Here is a 14,077-nt window from a genome sequence, read left to right as displayed (position 1 = left end):
CCGCATCCGGCGGATCGGGTGGTCAGCCGTCCGCGGGGTGGTCCGGCGGCGCGGACGCCGCCGGACCTGCCACGACCTCATACCCGCCGGACGGCCACCGTCACCCGCTCGCCCTCGCCGACCTCGCCGGCGAAGCCGTCGACGCCCTCGGTGAAGTCGACCGTGTCGGCCAGCACCTCCCGGGCCACGAAGTCGGTGTACGCGGCGACCGCCGCGCGCACCTCCTCCGAGGCGGAGACGGCCACCACGATCCGGTCCGAGACGTCCAGGTCGGCGTCCCGGCGGGCCTGCTGCACGACCCGGACCACGTCCCGGGCCAGCCCCTCGGCGGCCAGCTCCGGGGTGACCTCGGTGTCCAGCACGACCACGCCCTCCCCGCCGGGCAGCGGCGCGGAGTGTTCGGCGTCGGCGGCGACCAGGCGCAGCTCGTACTCGCCCTCGGCCAGGGTGATGCCGGCGGCGACGGGGGCGCCCTCCACGAGCTGCCACTCCCCGGCCTTGACCGCCTTGATCACCTGCTGGACCGCCTTGCCGACCCGCGGGCCGAGCGCCCGGGGCACCACGGTCAGCACCTGCTGGCAGTACGCGGACACCTCGTCGGTGAACTCCACCGCCTTCACGTTGACCTCGTCGGCGACCAGGTCGGCGAAGGGCCGCAGCTGGGCCGCGACCGGGGAGGCCACGGTCAGCTTCGACAGCGGCAGCCGCACCCGCAGGCCCTTGGCCTTGCGCAGCGACAGCGCCGCCGAGGCGACCGCCCGGACGTTGTCCATGGCGGCGACCAGCTCGTGGTCGGCCGGGAACTCCTCCGCCGACGGGAAGTCGGTCAGGTGCACCGACCGCTCGCCGGTGAGCCCGCGCCAGATCTCCTCCGCGGTCAGCGGCGCCAGCGGCGCCACCACCCGGCAGAGCGTCTCCAGCACCGTCCAGAGCGTGTCGAACGCGTCGGCGTCGCCCGCCCAGAACCGGTCGCGGGAGCGGCGCACGTACCAGTTGGTGAGCGCGTCCAGGTAGGACCGCACGCTGGCGCAGGCGCCCGAGATGTCGTACGCGTCGAGCTGCCCCTGGACCGTCGACACCAGCTCATTCGTCTTCGCCAGCACGTACCGGTCGAGCAGGTGCGTCGAGTCGGTGCTGCGCTTCGCCGTGTAGCCCTCGGCGTTGGCGTAGAGCGAGAAGAAGTACCAGACGTTCCAGAGCGGCAGCAGCACCTGGCGGACCGCGTCGCGGATGAGCGTCTCGGTGACCGCCATGTCGCCGCCGCGCAGCACCGGCGAGGACATCAGCATCCAGCGCATCGCGTCCGACCCGTACGCGTCGAAGACGTGGTAGACGTCCGGGTAGTTGCGCAGGCTCTTGGACATCTTGCGCCCGTCCGAGCCGAGCAGGATGCCGTGGCTCAGGCAGTTCCGGAACGCCGGCCGGTCGAACAGCGCGGTGGCCAGCACGTGCATGGTGTAGAACCAGCCGCGCGTCTGTCCGATGTACTCGACGATGAAGTCACCCGGGTAGTGGTGCTCGAACCACTCGCGGTTCTCGAACGGGTAGTGCACCTGGGCGAACGGCATCGAGCCGGACTCGAACCAGCAGTCCAGCACCTCGGGGACCCGGCGCATCATCGACTTGCCGGTCGGGTCGTCCGGGTTGGGGCGGACCAGGTCGTCCACCGCCGGCCGGTGCAGGTCGGTCAGGCGTACGCCGAAGTCCCGCTCGAGGTCGGCCAGCGAGCCGTACACGTCGACGCGCGGGTAGTTCGGGTCGTCGGACTTCCACACCGGGATCGGCGAGCCCCAGAACCGGTTCCGGCTGATCGACCAGTCGCGGGCGTTGGCCAGCCACTTGCCGAACGAGCCGTCCTTGATGTGCCCCGGCGTCCAGTTGATCTGCTGGTTGAGCTCGACCATCCGGTCCTTGAACCGGGTCACGGCCACGAACCAGGAGGACACCGCCTTGTAGACCAGCGGGGTGTCGCAGCGCCAGCAGTGCGGGTAGGAGTGGGTGTAGGTGTCCTGCCGCAGCACCACCCCCCGCTCCTTCAGCTCCCGGATCACCGGCTTGTTCACGTCGAAGACCTGCTCGCCCTGGTAGGGCGGGACCAGCCCGGTGAACCGGGTGTGGTCGTCCACGGTGACGATGGTCGGGATGCCGGCCGCGTTGCAGGTGTTCTGGTCGTCCTCACCGAAGGCCGGGGCCAGGTGGACGATCCCGGTGCCGTCCTCGGTGGTCACGAACTCCGCGCCGAGCACCTGGTAGGCGTTCTCGCCGGCCTGGTCGACGAGGAAGTCGTAGAGCGGGGTGTAGCGGCGCCCGACCAGGTCCCGGCCGTGCACGGTGCCGACCTGCTCGTAGCCCTCCAGCTCCTTGGCGTACGCGCCGAGCCGGGCGGCGCCGACCAGGTAGCGGTCGCCGTCGCGCTCCAGCACCGCGTACTCGATGTCCGGGCCGACGGCGAGCGCCAGGTTCGACGGCAGGGTCCACGGCGTGGTGGTCCAGACGCCGAGCCGCACCGGGCCGCGCACCGGCTCGGGGGCCGAGTCGTCGGCGGTCAGCTCGAACCACACGGTCAGCGTGGGGTCGTGCCGGTCCTTGTAGACGTCGTCCATCCGGGTCTCGGTGTTCGACAGCGGGGTCTCGCACCGCCAGCAGTACGCCAGCACCCGGAAGCCCTCGTAGACCAGCCCCTTGTCGTGCAGGGTGCGGAAGGCCCACATGACGCTTTCCATGTAGTCCAGGTCGAGCGTCTTGTAGTCGTTGGTGAAGTCGACCCAGCGGGCCTGCCGGGTGACGTACCGCTCCCAGTCCTGGGTGAACTCCAGCACCGAGGTGCGGCAGGCCTCGTTGAACCGGGCCACGCCGAGGTCGAGGATCTCCGCCTTGGTGGTGATGCCGAGCTGCTTCTCGGCCACCACCTCGGCCGGCAGGCCGTGGCAGTCCCAGCCGAACCGGCGCTCGACGTGCCGGCCGCGCATGGTCTGGTAGCGGGGCACCACGTCCTTGACGTACCCCGTGAAGAGGTGGCCGTAGTGCGGCAGGCCGTTGGCGAAGGGCGGGCCGTCGTAGAAGACGAACTCGTTCTTCCCGTCCTCGCCGGCGGGGCGGGCCTCCACGGACGCCTCGAAGGTCTTGTCGGCCGTCCAGTGCTCCAGGACCCGGCGCTCGACCGCGGGCAGGTCCGGGCTCGCCGGGACGCCGGCGGCGGTCGGGTCGTGCAACGGATAGGCCATCGGGGGTCGCTCTCCTCAGCAGCTCACATGTCCGTGTGGGTCTGCGAGGACGAACCCGTTCCCGGTACGCCGTGCCGGCGTGCCCGGGGCTGGGCCCGCGGTACCACCCCGCTTGGCGGCCGAGGTGCGACCGCCCGCTCGTTGGCCGGCTGTGACGGGCCGTCCCGTCCGGTTCTACTGAGCCGGGAACCCGGCCGTTCTTCCGGAGGCTCACCGGTGATGGCCGGGTCGTCGCCTGTGCCCACAAGCGTACTCGACCCACCCGCCGTCCCGCCCCCGACTATCGCCCGTCCCGGTGATCATGAGGTTGGCGGCGACATCCGAGATCGTCATCGCCGCCAACCTCATGATCGACCTACCGGGTGGGGGCCGGGAGGGTGGGGGCCGGGAGGGTGGTGGTCCAGAGGGCGGTGCCCGCGCGGTCGCGGAGGTTCACCGTCAGGGCGGCCGACTCGCCGTCGATCTCGACCTCGCCGAAGTGCTGGAAACCCTCGGCCGGGGAGGTGTTGGCGCGGGGCGGGGCGTGCACGAAGACGGCCTGCGGGCCGAAGGTGCCGTCCAGGGCGTTCGGGCCGAACGCGCCGGCGTGCGCCGGGCCGGAGACGAACTCCCAGAACGGCGTGAACTCCCCGAAGGCCGCCCGGGCCGGGTCGTAGTGGTGCGCGGCCGTGTAGTGCACGTCGGCCGTGAGGAAGACGAGGCCGGTCACCCCGGCCCGGTGCACGGCCCGCAGCACCTCGGCGAACTCCCGCTCGCGCCCGGCCGGCGCGCCCGGGTCGCCCTGCGCCACGCCCTCCTGCGCGCCCGGGCCGTCCGGCACCACGAGGCCGATCGGCAGGTCGTTGGCGATCACCTTCCAGGTCGCCCGCGACCGGGTCAGCTCGCGGACCAGCCACTCCCGCTGCTCCCGCCCGAGCAGGCCGCGCCCCGGGTCGGCGTAGGTGTTGCCGTCGTTCGGGTCCTTGTACGTGCGCATGTCGAGGACGAACACGTCCAGCAGCGGCCCGTACGACAGCCTGCGGTAGAGCGGCCCGTCGGCCGGGGCCGGCACCCACTCGTGGAACGCCTGGCGGGCCCGGGCCGCGAGCACGTCCACCCGCCGCTCGGTGTACCGGTCGTCGTCGAGGATCTCCCCCGGGTACCAGTTGTTCAACACCTCGTGGTCGTCCCACTGGTTGACCTGGGGAACCTCGGCGGCGAACGCCCGCAGGTGCTCGTCCAGCAGGTTGTACGCGAACTGCCCGCGGTACTCGGGCAGGGTCTCGGCGACCTTGCTCTTCTCCGGGGTGACCAGGTTGCGCCAGATCCGCCCGTCGGGCAGCGTGACGCTCTCGGTGAGCGGGCCGTCGGCGTAGACGGTGTCGCCGCTGCACAGGTAGAAGTCGGGGCGGCGCTCGCGCATCGACCGGAAGATGGCCAGGCCGTCGAAGTCGGGGCTGATCCCCCAGCCCTGCCCGACGATGTCCCCGGTCCAGACGAACCGCAGGTCCCGGCGCTGGTGCCGCCCGGGTGCCGTGGCGAACGAGCCGGCCAGCGGCTCGCTGCACAGGCCGGACCGGTCCAGGCTCTCCACCCGGACCCGGTAGTACAGCCGCTCCCCCGTCGGCAGGCCGCGCAGCCGGACCCGGCCGGTGAAGTCGCCCGTCGGGTCGAGCACCGGACCCCGCACCACGCGCGCCCCGCGCAGGTCGGGCCGGCGGCTCACCTCCACCAGCATGCAGCCGGGCCGGTCGGCACGGGTCCAGACCAGCGCCGAGTCGCCGGTCACGTCGCCGCTCTGCACGCCGTGGGTGAGCAGCGGCCGCCCGGCCGGCCGCCAGGCGGGGGCGGCGAGCGCGCCGGGCGCGCCGAGCAGCGCGCCGCCGGCGACACCGGCGCCGGTGAGCAGGCCGGCGCGGAGCAGGGTACGTCGGTCGAATTGCGTCATGGATCCTCCCGTTCGACAAGTCGCCAGGACGGTCTACCGGGCGGACGTGACCCGGGGCGCCGAACGAGGTGACCGGCACCTCAACGACGGCTGTCGAAACACGGCACCGGTCCGCCGATGACCACCGTCACACCCCCGCACCGTCACACCGCCCGGGTCCCGATCCGTCGTGTGGGCGTAGGCACGAGACGAAGGAGGCGGCGATGAGCCGGATGGACACGGCGGCGGTGGCGCCGGAGGCGTACCGGGCGGTGCTCGGGCTGGAGAAGTACGTCCAGAAGAACGTGGACCACACCGTGCTGGAACTGGTCAAGCTGCGTGCGTCGATGTTGAACGGCTGCTCGTTCTGCGTCGACATGCACAGCCGGGACGCGCTGGCGGCGGGTGAGAACAGCCGGCGGCTGTTCGCCGTCGCGGCGTGGCGGGAGGCGCCGTTCTTCGACGAGCGGGAGCGGGCCGCGCTGGCGCTGACCGACGCGGTGACCCGGCTCGGCGAGCACGGCGTGCCGGACGACGTCTGGGACGCCGCCGCGAAGGTCTGGTCGGAGAAGGAACTGGCCGACCTGCTGGTCGCGATCGCCACAATCAACGTGTGGAACCGCATCTCGGTGAGCACCCGTACCGAGCCGCCGGTCGAGGTGTGACCTCACCCTCGGCGGCGGCGCAGGCGGCCGGTGCGCTCACCGCGCACCGGCCGATGCTGCTCGGGCTGGCCTACCGGCTGCTGGGCAGCCTGCACGACGCCGAGGACGTGCTCCAGGAGGCGTACCTGCGCTGGCTGGCCGTCGACCGGGACAGCGTGGCCGAGCCGCGCCGCTACCTGTCGCGGGTGGTCACCCGGCTGGCCCTGGACCGGCTGCGGGCGCGGCAGGCCGCCCGGGAGACGTACGTCGGGCCGTGGCTGCCCGAGCAGGTGCCGACCGACCCGTCCCCGTTCGGCCCGCTGGACACGGTCGAGCAGCGAGAGACCCTCTCCACCGCCCTGCTGCACCTGCTCGAACGGCTCACCCCGCCGGAACGCGCGGTGTACGTGCTGCACACCGCCTTCGCCCTGCCGTACGCGGAGATCGGTGACCTGCTGGACCGGTCCGCGGCGGACTGCCGGCAACTGCACCACCGCGCGGTGGCCCGGATCGCCGACGGCCGGCGGCGGTTCACCGCCGGCCCGGCCGAGCAGCGACGGCTGCTCGACGCCTTCCTGGCCGCGGCGCGCGACGGCGACCTGGCCCGGCTGACCGGCCTGGTCGCGGCAGACGCCACCGCGTGGAACGACGGCGGCGGCCGGGTCTCCGCGGCCCGCAACCCGGTCCATGGAGCCGACCGGATCGCCCGCTTCTTCGCCGGCCTGTACCACCAGCGCCATCCCGACGTCCGGGGCACCGTGGTCGAACTCAACGGCGCGCCCGCGCTGCTGCTGAGCTGGCCGTCCGGCCCCCGCTACACGCTCTCGGTGGCCGCCGCGGACGGCCGGATCACCGGCGTCTACCTGGTCGGCAACCCGGACAAGCTGCCCGGCCTGGCGGGCTGAGCACGCGCGACGGCCCCGGCCCGCACGCGCGGGACCGGGGCCGTGGCGAAGCCGGTCAGCCCAGCTCGGGGAACCAGAGGGCGATCTCGCGCTTGGCGCTGTCGACCGAGTCGGAGGCGTGCACCAGGTTCTCCCGGTTGGAGAGGGAGAGGTCGCCGCGGATGGTGCCGGCGGCGGCCTTGCGGCCGTCGGTGCTGCCGATCATCCCGCGGACCACCTCGATCACCTGGTCGCCGGAGAGCACCAGGGCCACCAGCGGGCCGCTCGTCATGAACGCCTTCAGCGGCGGGTAGAACGGCTTGTCCACGTGCTCGGCGTAGTGCTGGTCGGCGAAGTCGCCGTCCAGGGTGCGGGTCACCAGCGCGTCGATCCGCAGGCCCTTGCGCTCGAAACGGGCGAGGATCTCCCCCACCAGCCCGCGGCGGACCGCGTCGGGCTTGATCAGTACGAGCGTCCGCTCGTCCGGGCTGCTGCTGGACACGCTGGTTTCCTCCTGTGCGCGGAACCGGGTCGGGCTGGGTACGGTCAGCGTAGCGACCCGGTCCCGGCGCCGGCGCGGCGGCTGCTCCTTCCCTGGGTCGCCGCGGCGGCCTAGCCTGGCCCTGGAACCCCTGGGAGGTCCACTGTGGCGAATGGCGGGAACCGACCCATCGCGCCGGTGCGCAAGCTGATCGGCGCGGTGCTGGGCACCGTGGCCACGTTCGTGACCCTGTTCGGGCTGGGCATGACGAGCTGGGCCATCGTGGCGCTGGGCGTCGCCCTGCTGGTCCTGGCGATCGCCCTGGCCACGGTCCGCGGCGGCGGCCGCACCTGGGTGGTCGGGCTGGGCCACGTGCACAGCGCCTCCGAGCCGCCCACCCAGTACGCCTTCGGCCGCTGCGAGCTGCAACTGGTGATCGACGCCCCCGGCCTGCCGCCCCGGTCCAAGAAGATCATCGAGCCGCGGGTGCCCGTCGCGAAGTGGCCCTCGCTGGGCCAGGCGCTGCCCGTCCGGGTCGCCCTGGACGACCAGCGGCACGTCCGCGTCCTCTGGGACGAGGTGCCCACCCACGCCGAGACGGCCGCCGCGGTCGCCGACCTCCCGCCCGAGTTCGCCGACCCGGCCCCGGTCGACGACGTGCTCATCGGGCAGGAGGCCCCGCCGTGGGCCGACCGGGCCCCGGAGGACGACTTCCGCGACGACTTCCCACCCGCGCCCGACCCGCTCCTCGACGACCTCACCGTGCTGCCGGAGGACCGCGAGCCGGTCGTGCTGCACCAGCGCCCCGGCGGCGGCGTCGTGCTGGAGGGGCAGCTGGTCGAGCCGGCCGCAGCCGGCCCGCTCCCCCGCCGGGCCCCGACGCCGCGCCCGCCCGCCGAGGAGCGGTTCGACACGAGGCCGGTGGACCCGATCGACGTCCCGCTCGACGAACCGGCCGGCGAGGCGCCGCCCACCCCCGAGGAGCTGGACGAGGCCATCTTCGGCCCGGCCGGCGACGACGAGCCGGCCGAGGCGGCCAGCCCGATCAGTGGCGTCGGCATCACCCTGCTCGTCACCGACCTGGACCGGTCGCTGGACTTCTACCGGGACCTCGGCTTCGCCGAGCTGGACCGGGGCGAGGGCAACGCCGTCCTGTCCTCCGGGCCGACCCGGCTCGTGCTGCGCCGGGTGACCGGGGCGGCCCCGATGAGCCGCCGGCTGGTCCACGTCAACCTCGAGGTCGCCGACATCCAGGCGGCCTACCTGCGGCTGCGCGAGTCGGGCGTCCGGTTCACGTACGCCCCGCGGGTGGTCAACCGGGGCACCAAGCTGGAGGTGTGGGCGGCCGCCTTCCGTGACCCGGACGGGCACGGCGTGGCGCTCACCCAGTGGCGCACCCTCGCCGACGCCTGAGCGTTCAGCCGAGGATGACCCGCCGCACGTGCAGCGCGTACACCCACACCAGGGCGAAGATGACGCCGAGCGCGAACAGCGACCAGTGCAGCAGCCCGGAGAGCAGCAGCAGCCCCTGAAGGACCGTGCCGGCGTGCCAGGCCCAGGGCCGCTTCATCTGACCGGCCAGCACCACGCAGGCGACCGCCAGCACGACGATCGCGGCGACGGCCGCGCCACCGAGGTCGCCGCCGACCACCCGGATCGGCTGGATGGCCAGCAGCAGCACCAGCGCCTCCAGCGCGAGCGTGCCGGCACCGAGGCCGCGGACGGCCTTGTCGGGATTGCGCAGCCCGGAGCGCCGCGGCCCGCCGCCCTCGGTCTGCGTGCCCTCGATCTTCTGCGTGCCCTTGACCGGAGCGCCCTCCGTCGGGGCGCCCTGGCCGGGGCGCTCGTCCACCGGGCCGGTCATCGCTTGAGCAGCCGGCGGGCGTCGGCCACGGTCACCACCGATCCGGTGATCAGCACGCCCACCCCGGCCAGCTCGCCCGGCACGTCGGACTCGGCCTCGGCGACGGCCGACTCGATGGCGTCCGGCATCTCCTCGGCCACCTGCACCCGGTCCGGCCCGAAGACCTCCCGGGCCAGCGCGGCCAGCTCGTCGGCGGGCATGGCCCGGGGCGAGCTGTTGGCGGTGACCACGATGGAGTCCAGCACCGGTTCGAGCAGCTCCAGCAGGCTGGCCGCGTCCTTGTCGCCGAGCACGGCGAGCACGCCGACCAGCTTGCTGAACGCGAACTCCTCCTGGAGCGCGGTGACGGTGGCGGCCATCCCGTGCGGGTTGTGGGCGCCGTCGAGCAGGATCGTCGGGGCGGTGCGAACCTTCTCCAGCCGGCCCGGCGAGCTGGCCGCCGCGAAGCCCTCCCGGACCGCCTCGATGTCGAGCTGCCGCCGCGCGCCCGCGCCGAGGAACGCCTCGACCGCGGCCAGCGCCACGGCGGCGTTCTGCGCCTGGTGCGCGCCGTGCAGCGGGATGAAGATCTCCTCGTACACCCCGCCGAGGCCCTGGATGGTGAGCACCTGGCCGCCGACCGCCACGGCGCGGCGCAGCACGCCGAACTCGGCGCCCTCCCGCGCGACGGTGGCGCCCACCTCGGCACAGCGCTCCAGGATCGGCCGGGCGGCCTCCTCCTCCTGCGCCGCCGCGATCACCGTGGCGCCGTCGTGGATGATGCCCGCCTTGTGCAGCGCGATGTCCTCGATGGTGTCGCCGAGCCACTCGGTGTGGTCCAGCCCGATCGGGGTGATCACGGCCACCCCGGCCTGGATCACGTTGGTGGCGTCCTCGGCGCCGCCGAGCCCCACCTCCACCACGGCGACGTCGACGGGGGCGTCGGCGAAGGTGGCGAAGGCCAGCGCGGTGGTCAGGTCGAAGTAGGTCAGCGGCTCGTCGAAGCGCTGGTCGACAAGCTCCGCGAGGGGCGCCACCTCGCGGTACGTGGCCACGAAGCGGTCCTCGCTCACCGGCTCGCCGTCCAGGCTGATCCGCTCCCGGACGGTCTCCAGGTGCGGGCTCGTGTAGCGGCCGGTGTGCAGCCCGAACGCCCGCAGCAGCGAGTCGATCATCCGGGCCGTCGAGGTCTTGCCGTTGGTGCCGGTCAGATGGATCGACGGGTACGCCCGCTGCGGGCTGCCGAGCAGGTCGAGCAGGCTCTCGATCTTCTCCAGCTCGAAGCGCATGCGGGTGAAGCCGCGCGCGTTCAGCGCGGCCTCCACCTCGGCGAATTCGGTGCGGTCGGTCACGCGAGTTCACCCTTCGTTCGCGACTGCGGGGCTCGCAACCCCGGCTCACTCCTCGCGCTCACGCTGGCAACGCCTCCAGGGCGGCGTCGATCCGGACCAGGTCCGCCTCGGCCACCGCCAGCCGCTCGCGGATCTTGGCCACCACCGGCTCGGGCGCCTTGCCGACGAACGCCGGGTTGTTCAGCTTCGCCCGCGCCTGCGCGGCCTCCTTCTCGGCGGCCGCCCGGTCCTTGGTCAGTCGGGCCCGCTCGGCGGCCACGTCGATCGAACCCCGGGTGTCCAGCGCCACGCTGACCTCGCCGGGCATCGCGAGGGTGGCACTGGCCTGGAAGTCGTCGCCCGGCGCGTCGAGCCGGACCAGCGAGCGGACCAGCGGCTCGTGCGCCGCGATGCCCGCGCCGGCCAGGCCGTCGAGTCGCGCGGCGACCCGCTGCGTCGGGCGCAGCCCCTGGTCGGACCGGAACCGCCGGATCTCGGTCACCACCCGCTGGAGGGTGCCGACCTCGACCTCCGCGGCGTCGTCGACGAGGGTACGGTCGGCCGCCGGCCAGGCGGCGGTCATCACCGTCTCGCCACCGGTCAGCGCGGTCCACAGCTCGTCGGTGACGAACGGGATCACCGGGTGCAGCAGCCGCAGCAGCTGGTCCAGCACATGACCCAGCACCCGGCGGGTGGCGTCGGCGGCCGGCCCGCCCTCGGCGAGCACCGGCTTGCTCAGCTCCACGTACCAGTCGCAGACGTCGTCCCACGCGAAGTGGTAGAGCAGGTCACAGACCTTCGCGAACTCGTACGCCTCGAACTGCTCGTCGACCTCGGCCGTGACGTGCGCCAGCCGGGACAGGATCCACCGGTCGACGGTCGACAGCTCCGCCGCCGCCGGCAGCGGCCCGTCGGTGTGCGCGCCGTTCAGCAGTGCGAACCGGGTCGCGTTCCAGAGCTTGTTGCAGAAGTTGCGGGAGCCCTGGCACCACTCCTCGCTGACCGGCACGTCCTGACCGGGGTTGGCGCCCCGGGCCAGGGTGAACCGGGTGGCGTCGGCGCCGAACCGGTCGATCCAGTCGAGCGGGTCGACCACGTTGCCGAACGACTTCGACATCTTCTTGCCGTGCTCGTCGCGCACCATGCCGTGCAGGGCCACCACGTCGAACGGCTGCACGCCGTCCATGGCGTAGAGGCCGAACATCATCATCCGGGCGACCCAGAAGAAGAGGATGTCGTAGCCGGTGACCAGCACGCTGGTCGGGTAGAACTTCGCCAGGTCCGGCGTGCGCTCCGGCCAGCCGAGCGTGGAGAACGGCCAGAGGCCGCTGGAGAACCAGGTGTCCAGGACGTCCTCGTCCTGCCGCCAGCCCTCGCCGGTCGGTGGCTCCTCGTCCGGGCCCACGCAGACGATCTCGCCGGCCGGGCCGTACCAGACCGGGATGCGGTGGCCCCACCAGAGCTGCCGGGAGATGCACCAGTCGTGCATGTTGTCGACCCAGGCGAAGTAGCGCTTGGCCAGCTCGGCCGGCTCGATCTTCACCCGGCCGTCACGCACCGCGTCGCCGGCGGCCTTGGCCAGCGGGGAGGTGTTGACGAACCACTGCAGCGACAGCCGCGGCTCGACCGTCGTCTTGCAGCGGGAGCAGTGCCCCACGGCGTGCACGTACGGCCGCTTCTCGGCGACGATCAGGCCCTGCTCGCGCAGCGCCGCCACGATGGCCGGCCGCGCCTCGTAGCGGTCCAGGCCCTGGAACGGGCCGGGCGCCGTGATGATCCCGCGCTCGTCCATGATCGTGAGCTGCGGCAGGTCGTGCCGCTGGCCGATCTCGAAGTCGTTCGGGTCGTGCGCCGGGGTCACCTTGACCATGCCGGTGCCGAAGCTCGGGTCGACGTGCTCGTCGGCCACGATCGGGATCCGCCGGTCGGTGAGCGGCAGGTCCACCTCGGTGCCGATGAGGTGCCGGTAGCGCTCGTCCTCGGGGTGCACCGCGACCGCGGTGTCGCCCAGCATGGTCTCGGCCCGGGTGGTGGCCACCACGACCTCGTCGCTGTAGCGGATCGAGATCAGCTCACCCTCGTCGTCGGTGTGCTCGACCTCGATGTCGGAGAGCGCCGTGAGGCAGCGCGGGCACCAGTTGATGATCCGGTTCGCCCGGTAGATGAGCCCATCGTCGAAGAGCTTCTTGAACATGGTCTGGACGGCCCGCGACAGGCCCTCGTCCATGGTGAAGCGCTCGCGGTCCCAGTCGACGGCGTTGCCGAGGCGGCGCATCTGGCCCAGGATGGCGCCGCCGGACTCGGCCTTCCACTGCCAGACCCGCTCCACGAACTTCTCGCGGCCCAGGTCGTGCCGGGACAGCCCCTCGCCGGCGAGCTGCCGCTCGACCAGGTTCTGGGTGGCGATGCCGGCGTGGTCCATGCCGGGCAGCCAGAGCGCCTCGAAGCCCTGCATCCGCTTGCGCCGGTTCAGCGCGTCCATGAGGGTGTGCTCGAACGCGTGGCCCATGTGCAGCGAGCCGGTGACGTTCGGCGGCGGGATGACGATGGTGAACGGCGGCTTGTCGCTGTCCGCCGACGCCCGGAAGTGGCCGGCGGCTACCCACTGCTCGTACCGTCGCTGCTCTACCTCGCCGGGCTGGTACTGGCCGGCAAGGGTCGGGGCGTCGGGGCGTCGGGCATCCAGTCTCTCGGTCACCCTGAAAGTCTACGGAGCGCTTTCGGAGACCCGACGTGCGCCACCTGTTAGTTCGCGTACGGTGGCGGACATGTCCGACGCGCACCTCACCGAGCGTCCGGTCGACGACGGTCCCGAGCCGGTCGACCTGACCGACGAGCCGATCCGGCTGAGCCGCCGCGACCCTGCCCTGGAGCCCGAGCGACGCCCGGTCTCCCGACGGCGGAAGATCGCCCTCACGGCCGCCCTGGTGGTCGGGCTGGCCGGCGCCGCGGCGCTCGGCCTCGGCGGTTGGCGGGTGCTCGCGGAGAAGGACACCGAGCTGGACGCGCCGGCCACCGTGGCCGGGCTGACCCGGGACGACAGCGACCGGGCCCGCAGCACCGCCGACTACCTGCGCGACGGCTTCGCCGCCGACATCGAGCTGGACCGCAGCTTCGGCACCGTCTACACGGACCCGGCGGACGCCAAGCGGTCGGTGCTCCTCTTCGGCGGCACCACCCTGCTCTGGCAGCCGGAGCGCGACCTGGACAGCCTGTTCGGGCTGATGGCCGACGAGACCGGCAGGGTGACCGGCCTGCGCGAGGTGAACGCCGGCGGTCTGGGCGGCGTCATGAAGTGCGGCACGACGAGCGGCGACGGCGGCGATTTCGCGGTCTGCGGCTGGGCCGACCACGGCAGCGTGGTGATGGGGATGTTCCCGGGCCGGTCCGTGGACGATTCCGCGGCGCTGTTCCGCCAGCTCCGTGAGGGCATCCAGCACCGCTGAAAACGCCAACGGAAACGCAGTCAGGGCCACCCCGAAGGGTGGCCCTGACTGGAAGATTGTCCGGCGGTGTCCTACTCTCCCACACCCTCCCGAGTGCAGTACCATCGGCGCTGGAGGACTTAGCTTCCGGGTTCGGAATGTTGCCGGGCGTTTCCCCTCCGCCATGACCGCCGTAACTCTATGAACATGTCAAACACACACACGTTGGGGTGTTCGCTTGTTCAGAGTTGCACAGTGGACGCGTAGCAGCTTGGTAGTCAAGTCCTCGGCCTATTAGTACCGGTCAACTGAACCCGTTACCGGGCTTACATTTCCGGC

General features: G+C 72.6%; 10 protein-coding genes and 1 rRNA gene. 4 read left to right on the top strand and 7 right to left on the bottom strand.

Annotated features, from left to right (window positions below; all coding sequences use genetic code 11):
* Window positions 1-77: 77 nt before the first annotated feature.
* The gene (gene ileS, locus GA0070214_RS29910) at window positions 78-3,224 is read right to left on the bottom strand and encodes an isoleucine--tRNA ligase (RefSeq protein ID WP_091269878.1); all 3,147 of its coding nucleotides are present in this window, start codon (window positions 3,222-3,224) and stop codon (window positions 78-80) included.
* Window positions 3,225-3,579: 355 nt separating this feature from the next.
* Window positions 3,580-5,151: an alkaline phosphatase D family protein gene (locus GA0070214_RS29905; protein ID WP_091269877.1), complete on the bottom strand. Its 1,572-nt coding sequence runs from the start codon at window positions 5,149-5,151 to the stop codon at window positions 3,580-3,582.
* 203 nt (window positions 5,152-5,354) lie between these two features.
* On the opposite strand from GA0070214_RS29905, the gene GA0070214_RS29900 reads away from it, so the two are divergent.
* Window positions 5,355-5,795 carry a carboxymuconolactone decarboxylase family protein gene (locus tag GA0070214_RS29900; protein WP_091269876.1) on the top strand — a complete coding sequence of 147 codons (441 nt, stop codon included), beginning with the start codon at window positions 5,355-5,357 and terminating at the stop codon, window positions 5,793-5,795.
* On the top strand, window positions 5,792-6,679 hold the full coding sequence (sigJ, locus tag GA0070214_RS29895; protein WP_244167914.1) for an RNA polymerase sigma factor SigJ: 888 nt from the start codon (window positions 5,792-5,794) through the stop codon (window positions 6,677-6,679). Before GA0070214_RS29900 ends, sigJ begins: the two co-directional genes overlap by 4 nt.
* Window positions 6,680-6,734: 55 nt before the next feature.
* On the opposite strand, the gene ndk is transcribed toward sigJ, so the two are convergent.
* Entirely contained in the window at window positions 6,735-7,160 is a 426-nt protein-coding gene (ndk, locus tag GA0070214_RS29890) for a nucleoside-diphosphate kinase (protein ID WP_091269875.1), read from the bottom strand.
* 144 nt (window positions 7,161-7,304) lie between these two features.
* On the opposite strand from ndk, the gene GA0070214_RS29885 reads away from it, so the two are divergent.
* Entirely contained in the window at window positions 7,305-8,552 is a 1,248-nt protein-coding gene (locus tag GA0070214_RS29885; RefSeq protein ID WP_091269874.1) for a VOC family protein, read from the top strand.
* A 4-nt stretch (window positions 8,553-8,556) separates the two neighbouring features.
* Here GA0070214_RS29885 and GA0070214_RS29880 read toward each other — a convergent pair whose 3' ends face one another.
* The 3 genes from GA0070214_RS29880 to GA0070214_RS29870 are packed head-to-tail and all read right to left on the bottom strand — an operon-like array spanning window position 8,557 to window position 13,011.
* A complete protein-coding gene (locus GA0070214_RS29880) occupies window positions 8,557-9,003 on the bottom strand; it encodes a DUF4233 domain-containing protein (RefSeq protein WP_244167913.1) in 447 nt (148 codons plus the stop codon).
* Window positions 9,000-10,334, bottom strand: a complete 1,335-nt coding sequence (locus tag GA0070214_RS29875; protein WP_091269873.1) for a bifunctional folylpolyglutamate synthase/dihydrofolate synthase — start codon at window positions 10,332-10,334, stop codon at window positions 9,000-9,002. Before GA0070214_RS29875 ends, GA0070214_RS29880 begins: the two co-directional genes overlap by 4 nt.
* Window positions 10,335-10,392: 58 nt before the next feature.
* Window positions 10,393-13,011, bottom strand: coding sequence for a valine--tRNA ligase (locus tag GA0070214_RS29870; protein WP_091269872.1), 2,619 nt, complete (start codon window positions 13,009-13,011; stop codon window positions 10,393-10,395).
* Between the two features lie 70 nt (window positions 13,012-13,081).
* Here GA0070214_RS29870 and GA0070214_RS29865 point away from each other — a divergent pair, with 70 nt between their 5' ends.
* Complete coding sequence (locus GA0070214_RS29865) at window positions 13,082-13,759, top strand: hypothetical protein (RefSeq protein ID WP_091269871.1); 678 nt, start codon at window positions 13,082-13,084, stop codon at window positions 13,757-13,759.
* Between the two features lie 58 nt (window positions 13,760-13,817).
* Here the strand turns inward: GA0070214_RS29865 and rrf are convergent.
* Window positions 13,818-13,934, bottom strand: a 5S ribosomal RNA gene (rrf, locus tag GA0070214_RS29860).
* Between the last annotated feature and the right edge of the window lie 143 nt (window positions 13,935-14,077).

Origin of the sequence: Micromonospora chaiyaphumensis, assembly GCF_900091435.1 — a bacterium.
In the GTDB taxonomy this organism is placed as follows: domain Bacteria; phylum Actinomycetota; class Actinomycetes; order Mycobacteriales; family Micromonosporaceae; genus Micromonospora; species Micromonospora chaiyaphumensis.
This window is presented reverse-complemented; position numbering and strand designations above follow the sequence as displayed.